The sequence below is a fragment of the Nitrospirillum pindoramense genome (assembly GCF_007827955.1).
Lineage (GTDB): Bacteria > Pseudomonadota > Alphaproteobacteria > Azospirillales > Azospirillaceae > Nitrospirillum > Nitrospirillum amazonense_B.
Window position 1 is genome coordinate 1 of the sequence record NZ_VITR01000030.1, and the last position, 17,665, is coordinate 17,665.

Consider the following 17,665-nt stretch of genomic DNA (forward strand, 5'->3'; position numbering starts at 1 on the left):
CCACTAAGGCCGAAGCCTTCGTTCGACTTGCATGTGTTAGGCATGCCGCCAGCGTTCGTTCTGAGCCAGGATCAAACTCTCAGGTTCAATGCGGTACGTCCCCAAGCATGAAGCTCGATGACGACCTCAACGGAAACCAACCTTCGTCGGCACCTAAACCCAAGTCCGTTCCTGAACCCCCGATCGCTCGAGGGTCAATTTCAGAGCATGTATTTAAGATACGTGGACGAGGCTGATTGCCTTTTTTGCGATCCAGATCGCAATGTCGGCACCGCCGCCCGCGTATCCCTTCTCGAATTCCGTTCACTTGTTCAAGAGCCTGGCGCCGCCCGCGGCGCCGGACGACTTAACCGGCATCTGCCGGCGCTTCGTCGTCGTTTCATCGTGCGGCGTTCACCGCGTCGATGGCCAAACATCTAATCGCTCACCGCGTCGCCGTCAAGTATCTTTTTTCGTCGTCGTCGATTTTTTCAAATCAACGTCAGCGCCACAGATACAGGACGGAAGGCAATGCCCGGAACCCGTTCGAATTAATCAGCCAACCTGCGCGAACTATAAAATTCGCCTAGCGCCGACTATTCGCAACAAGCGCCAATTCATTGGCCGATGTAGCGTTAGATGCTTTCACTTTTTCGAGAACCGTGCCGCATTTACTTGCGACGCCCGGCCCATTGTTCGGCTGCAACGCAACCAACCGTGGGCCAGGGCGGCGGGTTATAGGGGAAGGTCTGGGGGCTGTAAAGCGCTTTCTTCGCCCTTTCAGCGAGCACGGCGTCGAAGGCTGCCTTGAGGGAATTCGGGGCGTCGGCGGCTTGAATTATAACGGCGCCCGCAGTCCCGGTGGGCGCGCACGCCGCGGGTCAGGCGCTCTGGCGCTTGGCGGCGAAGGTCGGGGTTTCCGACAGGTCGCCCTCGTGCGGCAGCGCATCCAGGACCTCATAGCCCTGGGAGGCCGGGAAGCGCAGCTGGGCCTTGCGCCGGGCCCGGGTGAGATCGCTGGCGAAGAAGAAGTAGTACCGCCCCTCCTCCCACAGCTTGACCACGCGCGTCGGCTCCATAGGCAGGCCCTCGGTACGGCGGATCAGGACGATCCAGCCGGTTTCCTGCAAGCCGCGGCGCTCATCCGTCACCATGATGCGGCGGTCCACCGACTCCAAGGCGTTCACCTGGTCCGTCAGGCCCTTCACATGGTTGGTCAGTTCCGTCGATTCCACGTGATCGGCGGCGCTGGTCAGCCGCTGGGACAGGCTTTCGCGCGCCAGCGTGCGTACCTGCTGGCTCAACACGTAACGGCGACGCTGCAAATCCTTGATGTTGCGCCGCGTGCGCTTGATCTGGCGCTGCGCCTTCTGAAAGGCGGGCTTCACCCCGATCAGGACGATCATCACGCCCAGGACGATGCCGAACCAATTCATGGCGCGGCCTCCAGCGGCATGGTGGCCGGGTCGGTCAAGGCCACCTCGGTGGGCAGGGCCTGGGCATGGGTGACCTTGAAGCCCAAGGTGCGGGGAAAGGCGCGCTCAAACTCCAGCCGCGCCTCCTCCATGTTGGCGGCCCAGATGTGCACCGGCACGGGCCGGGCCCAACTGCTGTCGAAGAAGGCGTGCCGCTCCCCCCGCTTCACCTGATGGGAGACGGAGCTGTTCATCGCCAGGAATTCAAAGGGCCGGTTGGGCAGCAGCTCATGCCCCACGAGACGCACGAAGCGGTGGGGCGACGCCTCCAGCTCCCGCACCTTCTTCTTGAGCTGAGCTTCCTGCCGCTGGGTGGAGAACAGGACGGTGGCGGCACCGGCGGCGGTGCTCTTGCGCGCCTCCACCCGTTCGGAGAGGCCGTTGGCCAGACGGGCGTAACGGGCAAGGCGCTGACGCAGGCCGCTGACGTCGGCCATATGCTCCAGCACCATGCCATAGACATGGGCCACCAGGGATACGAGCACGCTGATCCCGGCCGTGGCCAGGAAAACGAAAAGCCCGAACTCCACTATGGCGATCACGCCCTCGCCCACCCCGACGCCCCCAAGGTCATGTTCTCGGATAGCAATACTTTAAATTATCCGGAAGCGTCGGCAAGCGATTATTTAATCCGGCCACTATAGTTAATGGCCGGTTCACGCGACTACATGAACAGCGCTTCCTTTTCCAATCCCTTGTATAGTCCGGCCACCTGGGCACCATAGCCGTTGAATATCTGCGTAGGCACCGACTCGTTGCTGCCCAGCAGACGCTCCCGCGCCTGGGACCAGCGGGGGTGGGGGACGGCCGGATTGACGTTGGCCCAGAAGCCGTACTCGTCGGCGTTCAGCAGGGCCCAGAAGGTCTTGGGCCGCTTGTCGGTGAAGCTGATCCGCACCACCGACTTCACCGACTTGAAGCCGTACTTCCACGGCAGGGTCAGCCGCAGCGGCGCGCCGTTCTGCGCCTGCAGCGGTTTGCCGTAAAGGCCGGTGGACAGGAAGGCCAGCTCGTTGGTCGCCTCCGCCATGGTCAGGCCCTCGACATAAGGCCAGGGATAGAAGGGCTGACGCAGGCCCGGCGCCGGGTAGACATCCCGGCCGAAGGTCTGCAGTTCCACATAGGTGGCCGAGGACAGCGGCTTGGCGAAGGCCACCAGCTTGGCCAGGGGGAAGCCCATCCACGGCACCGCCATGGCCCAGGCCTCGACGCAACGGTGGCGGTACAGGCGCTCCTCCACGGGCATGGCCTTCAGCAGGTCGTCGATGCCCAGGGTCATGGGCTTTTCCACCAGGCCGTCGATGCGCAGCGTCCAGGGCCGCAGAGGCATCTTCTGCGCCGCCGACACCACGTCCTTGGACGTGCCGAACTCATAGAAGTTGTTGTAGCTGGTGGCGGCCGCCTCCGGCGTCATGGCCCGGTCCAGGGTGTAGACGGGATTGCGGCCGGGCGCGTCGGCGGCCATGGCACCCCGGCCACCCAGGGCCAAGCCGCCGGCGATGGCGCCGGCGCCCACCATCATGGCGCGGCGGTTGATATAGGCCGATTCGGGCGTCGCCGCCGACTCCGGCAATTCCCAGTCTCGCTTGGTCCTGATCAGCATGGCGCCCTTCCTCACACCTGTCGCGAACGCCAGGTCCGACGTCACCCCGGACCCGCGTCCCTAATAAAGAGGGAGCGGCAGGCCGCATATCAAGGACCCACCCGCTATGGATTCGATAGCCCGGCGCGGACAGGCGGCAATAGGCGCGCCCAGCAGACGATATGCCGCGCGGCGCACCGAAGAAAATGATATGGTTAGCGATCAATAACCCAACTCAGGGAGGGACCGGTGGCGGACGTGCCGTTTGACCAGACACCGCTTGATCAGGCACCGCTTAAGCAGACACCGGCGGCCAGCACGCTGTTTGAGCGCCAGATGGCCATGTACACCACCTACCACCGGGACAGCCGCAACAAGGCGACCCACGCCGTGGGCATCCCGGTGATCGTCTTTTCCGTCGTCCTAGCCTGCACCCTGGTGCCCCTGGTGACCGTGGCGGGACTGGGCACAGTTACCCTGGGCCTGGCCTTGTCGGCCGTGGTCTGGGCCCTATGGATCGTGCTGAACCGGACGGTGGGCCTGGCGCTGGGGCTGCTGGTCGTGCCGTCGGTGCTGCTGTCCGCCTGGGCGGTGGCGCGGCTGTCCACCGGCACGGTGCAGGGACTGGCGGGCGCCCTGTTCGTCGGCGGCTGGGTGCTGCAGCTGCTGGGCCATGTCTATGAAGGCCGGAAGCCGGCGCTGGTGGACAACCTGTTCCAGGCCCTCATCGGCCCCATGTTCATCGCCATGGAGGCCCTGCTCGCCCTGGGCCTGGCCCCCGCCGGCCTGCATGAGCGCATTGAGCGGCAGGCTGGCCCGCGGTCCTGACCGGAAAAGCGAAAGGCGGCCCCGTGGAGCCGCCTTTACCATATTGAGCGCTGATCGCGGATGGGCTCAGCCTTCCAGCATGGCCCGCAGCATCCACGCGGTCTTCTCATGCACCTGCAGGCGCTGGGTCAGCAGGTCGCAGGTCGGCTCATCGCTGGCGCTCTCCGCCACCGGGAAGATGGAGCGGGCGGTGCGGGCCACGGCCTCCTGCCCCTCGACCAGCTGCTGGATCATCTCCTCGGCCTTGGGCACGCCACGCTCTTCCCGGATGACCGTCAGCTCGGCGAACTGGGCGTAAGAGCCGGGGGCCGGGAAGCCCAGCGCGCGGATGCGTTCCGCGATGTCGTCCACGGCCACCGACAGCTCGGTGTACTGGGTCATGAACATGGTGTGCAGGGTGTTGAACATCGGCCCGGTAACGTTCCAATGGAAGTTATGGGTCTTCAGGTACAGCGTGTAGGTGTCGGCCAGCAGGCGGCTGAGCCCCTCGGCGATGGCCTTGCGGTCCTGTTCGGAAATGCCGATGTCGATAGCCATGCTTGTTTCCTTCTCTTCTCGATCGCTGATTTGCCGGCAGGATAGCGCCCCGGGGGACAGCCGGCAAGATAATTTAGAATCGTTCTAATTTTTCTCCGCCCTCGCCGTGGACCTCGCGTCAAGGGAACGCGCGCCCCAAGGGAGTTCCAAGGGGAAAATGTCCACGGATCGGTGCGCGGATTGTGGCACACTCGCGCGTCGAAAATACTACCTGCCTTCGAGGGGCGTTTTTATGGGTTTCGCTGGCAGCGCCGGTCCGGGTCGCGCGCCCCTGGGGATGACTCTCATGGGGATGAACGTGACGGCTGGCCCGGGAAGGGACGCGACGACGGGCCGTGGGGCCTTGGCCCGCCTGGCCGTGGCGTTCATCTCGGGCGGCTTGGCATTGGGCACGGCAGCACCAGCCGACGCGGCCGACCTGACGGTGACGGTGGTGGACGGCGCCGGCCACCCGGTCGCGGATGCGGTCGTGACCGCCACGCCGGACGGCCCGGCCCTGCCGCCCGCCGCCCCGACCGCCCCCCTGATCATGGATCAGTTGGACGAGACCTTCGTGCCCTATGTGCTGGTGGTGCCCAGGGGCGGCACGGTCACCTTCCGCAACAGCGACCTGACCCGCCACCACGTCTATTCCTATTCCGAGGCGGCGAAATTCGAGTTCGTGCTGTCGCCGGAGCAGATCGGGCAGCGCAAATTCGACCAGACCGGGGTGGTGGCCCTGGGATGCAACATCCATGACCACATGATCGCGCACCTGTACGTCACGGCGGCGCCGTTCGCCGCCGTCACCGGCAAGGACGGCAAGGCCAGGCTGGGCGGCCTGCCGGCCGCCGCCGTCACCGTGGCCGCCTGGCAGCCCCGGCTGAAGCCCGGTGCCACCCCGCCGCAACAGACCGTGCCTGCCGCGGCGCTGGGCGCCCCGCTCACCCTGACGCTGCCCCCCCTGCTGCCCGACACGCGGCAGGGTGCCGATCCCGAACGCGGCGGCTACTGAGCCATAGAACGACAGGACACGGCCCGTGGCTCTCGGTTTCAGAAATCGGCTGGTGTTGTTCCTGATGGCCACCCTGGCCGTCGTGCAACTGGGCACCATGGTGATCCTGTATGGCGTCGCGCGCTCCGCCCTGATCGACGCCGGCAAGCAGCAGCTGGTATCGAGCGCCCAGTCCTTCAGCCGCCATCTCGACACGCTGGCCAACCACCTGGCGGAAGACGCCAAGGTGATGTCGCTGGACTACGCCCTGCGCCAATCCATCGCCGCGCATGACAGCGGCACGGCCATCAGCGCCCTGCGCAACTTCGGCCGGCGGGTGGGCGCCAGCCGCATGCTGCTGATCGACCTGGACGGCACCATCGCCGCCGATACCGCCCGCCCGCGCGACCTGACGGGCCTGGGCCGCTTCGCCTTCCCCGACCTGCTGCCCATGGCCGGCGAATCCGGCCGGGCGGCGGCATCGGGCGTGGTGGGGGGTGTGCCCTATCGCCTGGTGGTGGTGCCGGTGCTGCTGCCCGATCCCATCGCCTGGATCTGCATCATGGTGCGGGTGGACGACCGCTTCGCGGAGGAGCTGCGCGCCCTGTCGCCCTTGCGCAAGGATATCGCGCTGGCCGGCCAGACGGCGCCGGACGCGGCCTGGTCGGTGGTGGCGGCGGCCGGCGATCCCATGGACCCGCTGGCGGGCATCGCCGGCCCGGGGCAAATGGCGGCGGCAGAGCCGCAGCTGCTGACCAAGCACGGGGCGGAATACCTGGTGCTGACCACGCCCATCCCCACGGCGCCCGGCAGCCTGCCCATGCTGGCCGTGCTGCAATATCCGCTGGACGAGGCGCTGGCCCCCTATCGCAAGATCATGCTGTACATGGGCGCGCTGATGGCGGGCGGCCTGATGGTGGCCCTGGCGGGCATTGGCCTGATCGCGCGCGGCGTCACGCGCCCGGTGACGGCGCTGGCCGCCGTGGCCCGGCGTATCGCCGATGGCGACTACACCCCCCTGCCGCCGGTGCGCACCAAGGATGAAATCGGGCAACTGACCACCGCCCTGGACGACATGGCCCAGGCCATCGCCGACCGCGAGGACCACATCCGCCACCAGTCGCTGCACGACGCGGTGACGGGCCTGCCCAACCGTCTGGACCTGGAAGAACGGGTGGACCAGGCGATAGACCAGGGTCACGGCGTCACCTTGCTGCTGGTGGGCCTGGACCGCCTGCGTGAAATCGCCAACACCCTGGGCCACGACCTGGCCGACCGCGTGGCCCGCGATGCCGGCGCGAGGCTGGCCCGTGTCCTGGCGACCAACGGCGCCGCCGACGCCACCGTCGCCCGGGTGTCGGAACAGGGCTTCGCCATCCTGCTGGTGGACCGCGATATCGCCGCCGCCCAGGCATTGGCACCGGCGCTGGTCGCGGCCTTCGACACGCCCTACACCGAGGCGCCCTTCGGCGAGGGCGAGGTGACCGTGGACCTGGCGGCGGGCGTCGGCATCGCCGCGTATCCCGACCCCACCCCCGGCGCGCCCCCCTCCGACACGGCCAGCATCCTGTTGCGCCACGCCGACGTGGCCGTGCTGGACGCCCGCGCGGCGGAGTCGCACATCCGCGTGTACAACCACGCCGCCGATCCGCACCGGCCCGAACGCCTGTCGCTGATGGGTGACCTGAAGATCGCCATCGAGCAGGACGCGCTGGCCCTGGCCTACCAGCCCAAGCTGGAGCCCCGGACGGGACGGGTGGTGGGGGCGGAGGCGCTGGTGCGCTGGACCCATCCGCGCCGCGGCTTCGTCCCGCCGGACAGCTTCATCCCCCTGGCCGAGGAAACCGGCGCCATCCGGCACCTGACCCGGTGGGGCCTGCGGCGGGCGCTGCTCCAGACGGCGGACTGGGCGGCGGCGGGCCACGACCTGCGCATGTCGGTCAACCTGTCGGTGCGCGACCTGGGTGACGCCGCCCTGCCGGACCGCATCGACGCGCTGCTGGAAGAGACCGGCCTGAAGCCTGACCGGCTGATGCTGGAGATCACGGAAAGCGCCATCATGGGGGACCCGGAGACGGCGGTCGCCCTGCTGAGTCGCCTGGCCGACCGGGGCATGGACCTGTCCATCGACGATTTCGGCGTGGGCCAATCCTCCTTCGCCTATCTGCGCCGCCTGCCGGTGCGGGAGATCAAGATCGACCGCTCCTTCATCCGGACCCTGGCGGAAACGGCACAGGACCAGGCCATCGTCAGCACCATCATCAAGCTGGGGCACAGCCTGGGCTACAAGGTCACAGCGGAGGGGGTGGAAGATGGCCCCGCCCTGGCCCTGCTGGCCGAGATGGGCTGCGACCTGGCCCAGGGCTATTACATCGCCCGGCCCCTGACGCCGGCCGCGTTCACCGACTTCCTGGCCAGGCACGCCGCGGGCGAAATGCCCTGGCAGGCCAGGGAAGCGCGGGGATGAGGCGCGCTGTCATCCCTGGGGCCATCCCGGGGGCCCTCTCCAGGGCCACCCTGCCCCTGGCCCTGATCCTGGCCTCGCCCCGCCTGGCCGGGGCGGCGGAAGGCTACCCCGATATCGAGTTTCACGGCCTGCTGGATGCCCGCGTGGTGCGGACGCCCGACGACCGCAGCGCCTTTGATGGCGGCTTGGGCAAGCTGCGCACGGGTGGTGACCCCGGCACCCGCACCACCACGCTGGCGGAGGCGTCGCTGATGGCGACGGCCCACCTGATGCCCGGCCTGGACGTGTACACCCATGTGCGGGCGGAAGGGGAGCAGCGCACGGCGGTGGACATCATCGAGGCTTATGCGCGCTGGCGCCCCGTTCCCACCGGCCCCCTGGCCTGGCAGGTCAAGGCCGGCGCCTTCTTCCCGCCCCTCTCGCTGGAGAATGACGGCCTGGCCTGGACCAGCCGCTATACCCTGACGCCCAGCGCCATCAACAGCTGGGTGGGCGAGGAATTGCGCACCGAGGGGTCGGAGGTGACCCTGACGTGGCGACCGGAAGGACTGGGCGGCAGCCGATTCGACCTCATCGGCGCCGTGTTCGCCGGCAACGACGGCACGGGCGAGATGTTGGACTATCGCGGCTGGGGGCTGGTGGAGCGGCCCGCCGGCCTGCTGGACGCGCTCCGCCTGCCGGACGAGGTGGCCTTCCACCAGGGGCGCAGCCCACCCGTGCGCTTCCAGCCCTTCGCCGAGATCGACCATCAGCCGGGCTTTTATGTCGGCGGGCGGTGGACGGACCCGTCAGCGGGCGAGCTGTCCTACCTGCACTGGGACAACCGCGCCGACCCCACCATCACCAACGGCAAGGCCTATGCCTGGGCCACTTATTTCGACAGCCTGGGCTATAAGATCATGCCGGCGCCTGGCCTGACGCTGCTGGCCCAGGCCATGCGGGGCGGCACCACCGTCCAGCCCACCATCGCCACGGAAAGCGAGGGTTATTTTGAGGCCCTGTACCTGCTGATCAGCCAGGAATGGGGCCGATTCAGGCTGAGCGGCCGCTTCGACGCCTTCGGCACGCACGAGGACACACCCGTCACCTTTCGCCCCCATTTCGACGAGCATGGCAAGGCCTACACCGCCGCCCTTTCCTACCGCCCCTTGGCCTGGATGCGATGGACCGTGGAATGGGTGCACGTCGACAGCCGGCGGCAACAGCGCCTGAACGTCAACCTGCCCATCGAGGCGCACGAGAACCAGGCGCAGCTGGGCGTCCGCCTGTTCTTCTGAAGCGCATCCTCGGGCGCCGGCACGTCAGTTGGCGAACGCCGGCTCCGCCAGACGCAGGGCGTGGGCGCGCACATCCGCCGGCCAATCCCGGCTGTGCGCCTCCAGCCCCAGGCGATCGCTGGCGAACAGGGCGCGCGCCGCCTCCTCGAAGCCGGGGCGGTCACCGGCCATGGCGGACATGAAACGGTAGGCGGCCTCCCGCGCCTGGCGCACGCGATCCGCCCCCTCATTGGCATGGCGGGCGGCATCCACCAGCTTGCGCAGGGCGACCGACGCGCCACCGGGCTGGCTGGCCAGCCATTCCCAATGCCGGGGCAGCAGCGTCACCTCGCGCGCCACCACGCCCAGCTTGGGCCGGCCGGGCTTGGCCGGCGCCGGGGTGAGGTCGGCGGGGAACACCGGCGCCAATCGGCCACGCACAGCCTCCATCGGCCCGCGCAGATCAATGTCCACGGGCCGGCCCGTCGCCTCATTGAAAATGAAGATCAGGCCATCGTCGCCGGCGTCCTGCGCCGCCTTGGCCGCCAGCGCCGCCTCCACCAGGGTGCCGGTGGCAAGAAAACGGGTGCCGGCAAAGGCTGTGCAGCGCATCTCCGGATCCAGGCCCATCGCGTCCTCCCTCATCATGAACGCCGCGATATCTAGGCTCCCGGACAAGCGGAGTCAATATTACCCGGGTAAAATATCAGGGGCCCTTACGCCGCCGGCCGCCGGGCTTGGCCCCCGCCGGGCGCCCGGCGGGGATGGGCGCCTTGATGTTGGACTTCTCACCCACCGTGCTGGCGCGACCCTTTTCACCCATCGCGCTGGCGCGTCCTTTCTCGCCCATTGCGCTGGCGCGCAGGGGGGTCGCCGCCGGATCGAGGCCCAGGTCGATGGCCTCCAGCCGGCGGATCTCGTCGCGGATGCGGGCGGCCTCCTCGAACTCCAGGTCGGCGGCGGCGGTACGCATCTTCTTTTCCAAGTCGGCGATGGCGGCCTTGAGGTTGTGGCCCACCAGGCTGCCCTCTTCGGCAAAGCCGGTGTTCACGTTCACCCGGTCGCCCCGTTCGTAGACCGAGTTCAGCACGTCGGCGATCTGCTTCTTCACCGATTCCGGGGTGATGCCGTGCGCCTCGTTATAGGCGCGCTGCTTTTCCCGGCGGCGGCTGGTTTCCTCCAGCGCCGCAGCCATGCTGGCCGTGGTCTTGTCGGCGTACAGGATGGCGCGGCCATCGACGTTGCGCGCCGCGCGGCCGATGGTCTGGATCAGAGAGGTGCGGGAGCGCAGATAGCCTTCCTTGTCGGCGTCCAGGATGGCAACCAGGCCGCATTCCGGGATGTCCAGGCCCTCACGCAGCAGGTTGATGCCGATCAGCACGTCGAAGGCGCCCAGGCGCAGGTCGCGGATGATCTCGATACGCTCCAACGTTTCGACGTCGGAATGAATGTAGCGGACCTTGATTCCGGCCTCGTGCATATAGTCGGTCAGGGCCTCCGCCATCTTCTTGGTCAGGGTGGTGACCAGGACGCGCTGGCCCTTGGCGATGCATTCGCGGCACTCCGCCATCACGTCGTCCACCTGGGTTTCGGTGGGGCGGATGATGACCTCGGGGTCGATCAGGCCGGTGGGCCGCACCACCTGTTCCACGAAGACGCCGCCCGTCCGCTCCATCTCCCACGGGCCGGGGGTGGCGGAGACGAAGACGGACTGGGGCCGCATGGCGTCCCATTCCTCGAACTTCAGGGGGCGGTTGTCGATGCAGGCCGGCAGGCGGAAGCCATAGTCCGACAGGGTCGACTTACGCATGTAGTCGCCCTTATACATGCCGCCCACCTGGGGCACCATGACGTGGCTTTCGTCCACGATCAGCAGGGCGTCCTGCGGCAGGTATTCGAACAGGGTGGGTGGCGGCTCGCCCGGGGCCCGGCCCGACAGGTAGCGGGAATAGTTCTCGATGCCGGCGCAGGAGCCGGTGGCCACCATCATCTCGATATCGAAGGTGGTGCGCTGCTCCAGCCGCTGGGCCTCCAGCAGCTTGCCTTGCGCCGAGAACTCCTCCAGCCGCAGCTTGAGGTCGCGCTTCATCTGCTCCACCGCCTGCAGCAGGGTGGGCTTGGGCGTGACATAGTGGCTGTTGGCGTAGATGCGCACCTCTTTCAGGCTGGCGATCTTCTCGCCCGTCAGGGGGTCGATCTCCTGAATGGCCTCCAACTCATCCCCGAACAGGGAGAAGCGCCAGGCGCGGTCCTCCATATGGGCGGGGAACAGCTCGATGGTGTCGCCGCGCACCCGGAAGGAACCACGGCCGAAGCCGACGTCATTGCGCCGGTATTGCAGCTCCACCAGCCGCTGCAGGAAATGGGTGCGGTTCAGCACGTGCCCCACCTTCACCGGCAGGGTCATTTCCGAATAGGTCTCGACCGAGCCGATACCGTAGATGCACGACACCGAGGCGACGATGATGCAGTCGCGCCGTTCCAGCAGCGACCGCGTGGCGGCGTGGCGCATGCGGTCGATCTGCTCGTTGATCGAGCTTTCCTTCTCGATATAGGTGTCGGTGCGCGGGACGTAGGCCTCGGGCTGGTAATAGTCGTAATAGCTGACGAAGTACTCCACCGCGTTGTCGGGGAAGAAGCTCTTCATCTCGCCATAGAGCTGGGCCGCCAACGTCTTGTTCGGCGCCAGGATCAGGGTGGGGCGCTGCAGCCGTTCGATGACGTGCGCCATGGTGAAGGTCTTGCCCGAGCCGGTGACGCCCAGCAGCACCTGGTCCCGCTCCCCCGCGTGGATGCCTTCCAGCAATTCCTTGATGGCCTGCGGCTGGTCGCCGGCGGGCTGGAACTCCGACTGGATGCGCAAGGGGACGCCGTCGGTGGCCGGCGGCAGGGCGCTGCCCCGCGGCATGGTCATCGGCAACGGCAGGTTGGGCTCTATCGTATGGGCATCGTGCGGCATGGCCTCAAGGTAGGCTGCGCCGCGCCACTTTTCCAGGCCGCTTGGCGGCTTTCTCCGGTGATCGCCCTTTCGCGCCCGCCGCCGCGTCCCGGTCGGGGCCGGCGGCAGTGCCGCCACCGCGCGCCAGCGCCTTGGACAAGGGCTCCCAGGCGGTCGCCACCGCCTCGCTCTCCGTTCCATCCTCCCGCGCCATGGACTTCAGGGTGGCCAGGAAGTCACTGGAAAGGCAGGCGGTGCGCGGCATGCCACTGGTGAATTCCGTCCCGTCCGGGAACACCACCAGCACGCGCAGGCGAACCATGGGAAACCGGGCCTTCATGGCATGGATCAGCGGCTGGACCTGCACCACCGGATTGACGAACAAGCCGATCTTGCCGGTGGCCGCCAGGTAGCGCCACTGGCCGGCCTTGGTCTGGGCGCTGATGCGGCCGCCCATGTCGGCCGGCGCGCTCATCACCATCGCTACGCTGGCCGGCAGGCGGATCAGGTGATCGACGCGCAGCGGCTTACCCTGCTTGTCGCGGATATAGATGCCATGCACCACGGAATATCCCGCGTCGTCCAGCGCCAGCTTGCGCCGGTAAGCCTCGGCGTTGTAGCGCCGGCGGGACAGGGTGCGGGTCTTGGGCCGCAGGGCCCACATCACCACCAGCATCAGCACGATGATGACGAGCGCCACCGTGCCGATGGTGACCATCTGGCTGATGCCCAGCAGCTGGGGTGCCTGATCGGTGATGTCTTGCGCCATTCTGGTTGATTTACCCCATCCCGGCACGACCTGTCATCCGGGGCGCGCGTCCCTCCGCGTATCTTAATGTCGCGGGGCCCCAAACGCGGCAGGCGCGGCATGCGCGGGCTGCGTTTGCGCCCCTATTTTGCCGGGCGTAAGGTCCGCCCTCGGATTTTCCTTTCCCAACAAGGGTAGCCGTCATGTCGATCGTTGCCGAGCGCCTCGCCCGGATTAAGCCGTCCCAGACCATCGCCGTCACCGCCAAGGCCCGCGCCTTGAAGGCCGCCGGCCGCGATATCATCGGCCTGGGCGCCGGCGAGCCGGACTTCGATACGCCCGACAATATCAAGCAGGCGGCCATCCGCGCCATCCAGCAGGGCCAGACCAAGTACACCGACGTCGACGGCACTCCGGAACTGAAGCGCGCCGTCTGCCTGAAGTTCAAGCGCGAGAACGGCCTGGAATACAAGCCGGAGCAGGTGAGCGTCGGCACCGGCGGCAAGCAGGTGATCTTCAACGCCATGATGGCGACCCTGTCGCCCGGCGATGAGGTCATCATCCCCGCCCCCTATTGGGTCAGCTACCCCGACATCGTGCTGATGGCCGAGGGCACCCCGGTGTTCGTGGAATGCGGCGCCGAGAGCGGCTTCAAGATGCAGGCCGAGCAGTTGGAGCGCGCCATCACCCCGCGCACCAAGTGGGTCATGCTGAACAGCCCCTCCAACCCGTCGGGCGCCGCCTACACCTACGAGGAAATGAAGGCCCTCACCGACGTGCTGGTGCGCCACCCGCACGTCTGGGTGTTCACCGACGACATGTACGAACACCTGGTCTATGACGGCTTCACCTTCGTGACCCCGGCCCAGGTGGAACCGGCCCTGTACGACCGCACCCTGACGGTCAACGGCGTGTCCAAGGCCTATGCCATGACCGGCTGGCGCATCGGCTACGGCGCCGGGCCCGTCCAGCTGATCAAGGCCATGGCCAACGTGCAGAGCCAGTCCACCAGCAACCCCTCCTCCATCAGCCAGGCGGCGGCGGTGGAGGCCCTGGTGGGCCCGCAGGACTTCATCAAGGAACGCGCCGAGGTGTTCCGCCAGCGCCGCGACCTGGTGGTGTCCATGCTGAACCAGGCGGCCGGCATCCACTGCCCCCGGCCCGAAGGCGCCTTCTACGTCTATCCGTCCTGCGCCGGCACCCTGGGCAAGACCACGCCCAATGGCACCGTGCTGAACACGGATGAGGACTTCGTCACCTACCTGCTGGAATCGGAAGGGGTGGCCGTGGTCCAGGGCAGCGCCTTCGGCCTGGCGCCGCACTTCCGCATCAGCTACGCGACCTCGACCGAGGCGCTGGAGGAAGCCTGCCGCCGCATCCAGCGCGCGACGGCCGCCCTGCGTTAAGGCCGAGACGCACACAGTTTTCACGGCGACGGCCGTCCTGGCGACAGGGCGGCCGTTTTCGTTGGAGCGCCCCTTCCGAGAGATCAAACAGCAAGGTAAAGTTGGCAGAGGTTCCTCAATACGCTCGAGCCCCCATGTCCGTGGCCCCGCGCCCGCCCTTCCCCATGGTGTTTCGCGTCCGTCGCGGCAGGCTTGCCCTCTACGCCTTGATGTGCGCGGCTATGACCCTTCTGGGCGCGTCCGTTGTTCTCATGTCGGCACCGTTTTTCGCCTTCGGTATGCTGACCGTCGTGGTTTTCGGGTCGTTCACCCTGGTGTTTTTGGTCATAGGATTCCACAACACGCCGCGCTTCACCCTCACGGACGAGGGCATCATCCTGTCCGGTGGCGGCATCGTGAAATGGGCGGATATTGCCGATGTCAGAACCGGCCATCGCTTGGCGAGCGGCTGCATCGTCATTCATCTGAAGGACCACCGCAGCTATGAGGCCGTGCGATCAACCATGATCGCTTTCAGGCGGCCCGACCAGACGAAAGCGCCCCCGCGCCTCCTGCTACCGGCCACCTTGGTTGGGGTTCCATCAACGATGCTGGCAGCCTGGATCAACGACCAAGTCGTCAACGCTCGCACTTTCTCGCAGCGGAGCGCCACGACCTTGGTTGCTGGGACTGACCCTAACAAATAGGAGGGCGGTCTGCCCCTCCTCTCAGGTAGGCCGCCGGAAGGTATCCACGGCCCGGCGGCCGACACCTGGATCGTCGGTGAAAAAGCCGTCCAGCCCTGCCGCCAGATAGTGGTGGATTTCGGCCACTGATCCGTCGATGTTCCGGGCGTTGTCGCCGCGGCCATCACGGAAGTCCGCCGCCATGAACCGGTTCTCCGGCGCGAATTCCCACGCGAAAACCTGAAGCCCGGCGGCCTTCGCCCGGCCGATCAGCGGATTGGGTCGCCCCAGGCGGCCATCGTCACCCAGGGGAATCAGGGCACGGATATCGGGGGACAGGATGTCGGCGTAGGTCGCCATGTCCCGCAGGCCGGCATCGGTCAGCATGTCGCCATAGGTCTGCGTGCCGCCGCCCAGGACCACATCGAACGGCTGTTCCCGTTCCCCGCCGACCAACTGCATGAAGCGCAGCCCGTCACGCCGCCCCATCCGATCCCGCAAGCGGCGCAGCGTCGGCGCTTCGAAGCATTGCACGATCATCGGCGCCTGGGCGACATAGCTGTGCCGCGACAGGGTTTCCAGGAAGGTTTTTTCCACCGCCAGGCCCAGCGAGGTGAACAGATACGGCGTCTTCAATTCAGGTACCAGGCCGATGGGCCGGCCCCGCGTGGCGGCCTCGGCGGCCACGAAATCGATGAGTTCGTCCAGGCTCACCATCTGGAACTCCCCGTCATAGCGGGTGTTGTCCCGGCGGATGTCGGGAATGCGTTCCTTCAGCCGCAGGGTCTTCAGTTCCGCGTAGGTGAAATCGACGATGAACCAGCCATCGAGCGTGTGGCCGCCCACGGTCACCGTCCGGCGGCGTGATGCGAACTCCGGATGGGCCGCCACGTCCGTCGTCCGGCTCAGTTCATTTTCATGCAGGGCCATGAGCACGCCGTCCTTGCTGGGCTGCAAGTCGGGCTCGATGAAATCGGCACCATCGGCGATGGCCTTGGCGTAGGAGGCCAGCGTGTGTTCAGGCCGCAAGGCGCAGGCGCCACGGTGGGCAAGCACGTCGATTTTGCCCAGCGCAGGCGTCCCCGGCATGGGCGTCCCCTGCGCGCGTGTTAGGGCTGACACCGGAACGGGCAGGGCAGCGCCCAGGCCCAGCCCCAGAGAGCCCAGGACGCAGGCGCGGCGGCTTAAAATGGTCATGTCGTCTCTCTTCGGTCAGCGATTACGCCACCGCTGGGACTTATGGACAGAGACCATTTCAAATTCGGTTCAAAAATATGAACGTTGCTCGACGGCGCTGATGGATTGGCGCGCGTCGAATGGGCGCGAGGGCCCCCCTTGCGCCAAGCCCCTCCATCCATCTCTTTCGCGACAACCAACGGCCCCCGGGTGGTGTCCCGTTTTCTATTACTTTTGGCTGCGGCTGAGCCCCTTCAGGTTTCGTTTCGCAGACCTATTCTCGCTGTGAACGCCCCCTTCCCGGGGTGCTGAACAGGGATTTGGAGCATGGGCAGCCAGGAAACCATCGGGGCGGACGCTATCGCTGGCGCGGATGCGGCGCGCCCGTCCTTTGCAAACCCCTTGCCCTCGATGGAGGAAGGTGCGGGCCCCGAAGTTTTCGGCGCCGGCAACCAGGCGCCAGCCATACCACCCCTGCCAGCCGCGTTCCGGGTATCCCGCACCCGGTTCGGCATCATGGCGGTATGCGGCACCTTGGGCACAGGACTTGGCGGCTGGCTGCTGAGCCTCGCCGATACCGGGGCGGACCTGGTTGCCCCGGGCTTCCTGACCGCCGTCGCCGCCTTTATCGCCCTGCCGTCGATTTATATGCTGTTCAAGCCCAGGACCCTGTTCACCCTTACGGAAGGGGGCATCCTGCTGCCCCGCGACATCCTGCTGCCCTGGCGGGAGATCACGGGGGTAGGCCTGGTGCAGTTGCCGGGCCAGACCCACATCGGCCTGCAGCTGCGCGATCCAGAGACATTCTACAGCAAGGTGTCCCCGGGAATGGCCTTCCTGTTCCGCGCCAGCACCCCCATGACCAATGGCGCGCCCGTCACCCTGTCTGCCAGCATGACCGGCACCAAGCCCGCGGTGCTGGCCACCTGGATCGCCCGCCTGGCCGACCAGGCGCGGGCGACCTGACGCCGATGGCCAGGCAAGACACCCCCGCCCTTCCCGCCGTGTTCCGCCCGACGCGAGCGGCCGTGCGGACCGGCACCCTGACCTGGGGAGGCCTAACCCTTCTCATGGTGGGCTTTCTTATCTGGGGGCTGAAGACGACGAACACGGTCATGGTGGCCTATGCGGCAACCACCAGCATCATTTTCGCGGGCCGTACCGTGCAGTGGTGGCAGCGCTTTTCCTACAACGCGCCCGCGTTCAGCCTCACGACATGGGGCATTCTGCTGCCGTCCGGCCAGACGCTGCCCTGGGGGGATATCTGCAGCGTCGGCCTGTCCACAAGGGGCAGGCGTACTTACGTCGGTGTGCACGTCCGGGAATCGGAACGATACTACCAGTCGCTGTCCCGCCTGGCCGCGCTGCTGGCGCGTCGGGACGCCAAGGCCATGGACGGCGCCTTACTCTCCCTGGATGCGCATGGGGTGGGTGCCACGCCGGAGGATCTGGCGACCTGGATCGCCCGGAACGCCGCCGCCGCCCAGGGTGTGCCCGACCCCCTGCCCGCCGGCGCGGGGGACACGGCGCATGACTGGGGACAGCGCATCCACCTTGCCGCCCCACCATCCCCCGCACGGTGAGGTCACCATGGCCATAGAGGATGCCGCCCTTGACGCCAAAGCGCCTGCCGAA

The 17,665-nt window shown here is 67.1% G+C and carries 16 protein-coding genes and 1 rRNA gene; 8 read left to right on the forward strand and 9 right to left on the reverse strand.

Annotation, left to right across the window (positions count from 1 at the left end; genetic code table 11):
• The 4 genes from FBZ90_RS27080 to msrP all read right to left on the reverse strand — a co-directional run.
• Positions 1-87 (reverse strand): 16S ribosomal RNA (locus tag FBZ90_RS27080); the annotation flags it as partial.
• Between the two features lie 773 nt (positions 88-860).
• On the reverse strand, positions 861-1,415 hold the full coding sequence (locus tag FBZ90_RS27085) for a hypothetical protein (protein WP_145736728.1): 555 nt from the start codon (positions 1,413-1,415) through the stop codon (positions 861-863).
• The gene (locus FBZ90_RS27090; protein ID WP_145736729.1) at positions 1,412-1,996 is read right to left on the reverse strand and encodes a hypothetical protein; all 585 of its coding nucleotides are present in this window, start codon (positions 1,994-1,996) and stop codon (positions 1,412-1,414) included. Before FBZ90_RS27090 ends, FBZ90_RS27085 begins: the two co-directional genes overlap by 4 nt.
• 122 nt (positions 1,997-2,118) lie before the next feature.
• The gene (gene msrP, locus FBZ90_RS27095) at positions 2,119-3,057 is read right to left on the reverse strand and encodes a protein-methionine-sulfoxide reductase catalytic subunit MsrP (protein ID WP_145736731.1); all 939 of its coding nucleotides are present in this window, start codon (positions 3,055-3,057) and stop codon (positions 2,119-2,121) included.
• 228 nt (positions 3,058-3,285) lie between these two features.
• Here msrP and FBZ90_RS27100 point away from each other — a divergent pair, with 228 nt between their 5' ends.
• Complete coding sequence (locus tag FBZ90_RS27100; RefSeq protein ID WP_145736734.1) at positions 3,286-3,864, forward strand: Mpo1 family 2-hydroxy fatty acid dioxygenase; 579 nt, start codon at positions 3,286-3,288, stop codon at positions 3,862-3,864.
• 66 nt (positions 3,865-3,930) lie between these two features.
• Here FBZ90_RS27100 and FBZ90_RS27105 read toward each other — a convergent pair whose 3' ends face one another.
• Positions 3,931-4,401 carry a Dps family protein gene (locus tag FBZ90_RS27105; RefSeq protein WP_145613550.1) on the reverse strand — a complete coding sequence of 157 codons (471 nt, stop codon included), beginning with the start codon at positions 4,399-4,401 and terminating at the stop codon, positions 3,931-3,933.
• A 286-nt stretch (positions 4,402-4,687) separates the two neighbouring features.
• On the opposite strand from FBZ90_RS27105, the gene FBZ90_RS27110 reads away from it, so the two are divergent.
• The 3 genes from FBZ90_RS27110 to FBZ90_RS27120 are packed head-to-tail and all read left to right on the forward strand — an operon-like array spanning position 4,688 to position 9,118.
• The gene (locus FBZ90_RS27110; RefSeq protein WP_145736737.1) at positions 4,688-5,395 is read left to right on the forward strand and encodes a cupredoxin domain-containing protein; all 708 of its coding nucleotides are present in this window, start codon (positions 4,688-4,690) and stop codon (positions 5,393-5,395) included.
• 25 nt (positions 5,396-5,420) lie between these two features.
• Positions 5,421-7,841, forward strand: coding sequence for a putative bifunctional diguanylate cyclase/phosphodiesterase (locus FBZ90_RS27115; RefSeq protein ID WP_145736740.1), 2,421 nt, complete (start codon positions 5,421-5,423; stop codon positions 7,839-7,841).
• On the forward strand, positions 7,838-9,118 hold the full coding sequence (locus tag FBZ90_RS27120; protein WP_145736742.1) for a porin family protein: 1,281 nt from the start codon (positions 7,838-7,840) through the stop codon (positions 9,116-9,118). The genes FBZ90_RS27115 and FBZ90_RS27120 overlap by 4 nt, the downstream gene beginning before the upstream one ends.
• A 24-nt stretch (positions 9,119-9,142) precedes the next feature.
• Here the strand turns inward: FBZ90_RS27120 and FBZ90_RS27125 are convergent, their stop codons facing one another.
• The 3 genes from FBZ90_RS27125 to FBZ90_RS27135 form a co-directional block, all read right to left on the reverse strand.
• Positions 9,143-9,727, reverse strand: coding sequence for a DUF2239 family protein (locus FBZ90_RS27125; RefSeq protein ID WP_145736744.1), 585 nt, complete (start codon positions 9,725-9,727; stop codon positions 9,143-9,145).
• A gap of 76 nt (positions 9,728-9,803) precedes the next feature.
• Entirely contained in the window at positions 9,804-12,011 is a 2,208-nt protein-coding gene (gene uvrB, locus FBZ90_RS27130; protein ID WP_420872621.1) for an excinuclease ABC subunit UvrB, read from the reverse strand.
• A gap of 49 nt (positions 12,012-12,060) precedes the next feature.
• Positions 12,061-12,804, reverse strand: a complete 744-nt coding sequence (locus tag FBZ90_RS27135) for an NERD domain-containing protein (RefSeq protein ID WP_145736749.1) — start codon at positions 12,802-12,804, stop codon at positions 12,061-12,063.
• 182 nt (positions 12,805-12,986) lie between these two features.
• Here FBZ90_RS27135 and FBZ90_RS27140 point away from each other — a divergent pair, with 182 nt between their 5' ends.
• Together FBZ90_RS27140 and FBZ90_RS27145 are read left to right on the forward strand one after the other, a co-directional pair.
• Positions 12,987-14,189: a pyridoxal phosphate-dependent aminotransferase gene (locus FBZ90_RS27140; protein WP_145736752.1), complete on the forward strand. Its 1,203-nt coding sequence runs from the start codon at positions 12,987-12,989 to the stop codon at positions 14,187-14,189.
• A 134-nt stretch (positions 14,190-14,323) separates the two neighbouring features.
• Positions 14,324-14,875, forward strand: coding sequence for an STM3941 family protein (locus FBZ90_RS27145; RefSeq protein ID WP_145736755.1), 552 nt, complete (start codon positions 14,324-14,326; stop codon positions 14,873-14,875).
• Positions 14,876-14,896: 21 nt separating this feature from the next.
• Here FBZ90_RS27145 and FBZ90_RS27150 read toward each other — a convergent pair whose 3' ends face one another.
• The gene (locus FBZ90_RS27150; RefSeq protein WP_145736758.1) at positions 14,897-16,051 is read right to left on the reverse strand and encodes a glycerophosphodiester phosphodiesterase family protein; all 1,155 of its coding nucleotides are present in this window, start codon (positions 16,049-16,051) and stop codon (positions 14,897-14,899) included.
• Positions 16,052-16,357: 306 nt separating this feature from the next.
• Between FBZ90_RS27150 and FBZ90_RS27155 the strand changes: the two genes are divergently transcribed.
• The gene (locus FBZ90_RS27155) at positions 16,358-16,996 is read left to right on the forward strand and encodes a hypothetical protein (RefSeq protein WP_145736759.1); all 639 of its coding nucleotides are present in this window, start codon (positions 16,358-16,360) and stop codon (positions 16,994-16,996) included.
• A 104-nt stretch (positions 16,997-17,100) separates the two neighbouring features.
• Complete coding sequence (locus tag FBZ90_RS27160) at positions 17,101-17,613, forward strand: hypothetical protein (RefSeq protein ID WP_145736762.1); 513 nt, start codon at positions 17,101-17,103, stop codon at positions 17,611-17,613.
• The last annotated feature ends 52 nt before the right edge of the window (positions 17,614-17,665 follow it).

Bases quoted from the DNA above. Each gene is read 5' to 3' on its own strand.
- FBZ90_RS27120 (WP_145736742.1), top strand. From the start codon at position 7,838: ATGAGGCGCGCTGTCATCCCTGGGGCCATCCCGGGGGCCCTCTCCAGG.
- FBZ90_RS27155 (WP_145736759.1), top strand. From the start codon at position 16,358: ATGGGCAGCCAGGAAACCATCGGGGCGGACGCTATCGCTGGCGCGGAT.
- FBZ90_RS27150 (WP_145736758.1), bottom strand. From the start codon at position 16,051: ATGACCATTTTAAGCCGCCGCGCCTGCGTCCTGGGCTCTCTGGGGCTG.
- FBZ90_RS27145 (WP_145736755.1), top strand. From the start codon at position 14,324: ATGTCCGTGGCCCCGCGCCCGCCCTTCCCCATGGTGTTTCGCGTCCGT.
- uvrB (WP_420872621.1), bottom strand. From the start codon at position 12,011: ATGACCATGCCGCGGGGCAGCGCCCTGCCGCCGGCCACCGACGGCGTC.
- FBZ90_RS27105 (WP_145613550.1), bottom strand. From the start codon at position 4,401: ATGGCTATCGACATCGGCATTTCCGAACAGGACCGCAAGGCCATCGCC.
- FBZ90_RS27085 (WP_145736728.1), bottom strand. From the start codon at position 1,415: ATGAATTGGTTCGGCATCGTCCTGGGCGTGATGATCGTCCTGATCGGG.
- FBZ90_RS27110 (WP_145736737.1), top strand. From the start codon at position 4,688: ATGGGGATGAACGTGACGGCTGGCCCGGGAAGGGACGCGACGACGGGC.
- FBZ90_RS27125 (WP_145736744.1), bottom strand. From the start codon at position 9,727: ATGGGCCTGGATCCGGAGATGCGCTGCACAGCCTTTGCCGGCACCCGT.
- FBZ90_RS27135 (WP_145736749.1), bottom strand. From the start codon at position 12,804: ATGGCGCAAGACATCACCGATCAGGCACCCCAGCTGCTGGGCATCAGC.
- FBZ90_RS27140 (WP_145736752.1), top strand. From the start codon at position 12,987: ATGTCGATCGTTGCCGAGCGCCTCGCCCGGATTAAGCCGTCCCAGACC.
- msrP (WP_145736731.1), bottom strand. From the start codon at position 3,057: ATGCTGATCAGGACCAAGCGAGACTGGGAATTGCCGGAGTCGGCGGCG.
- FBZ90_RS27160 (WP_145736762.1), top strand. From the start codon at position 17,101: ATGGTGGGCTTTCTTATCTGGGGGCTGAAGACGACGAACACGGTCATG.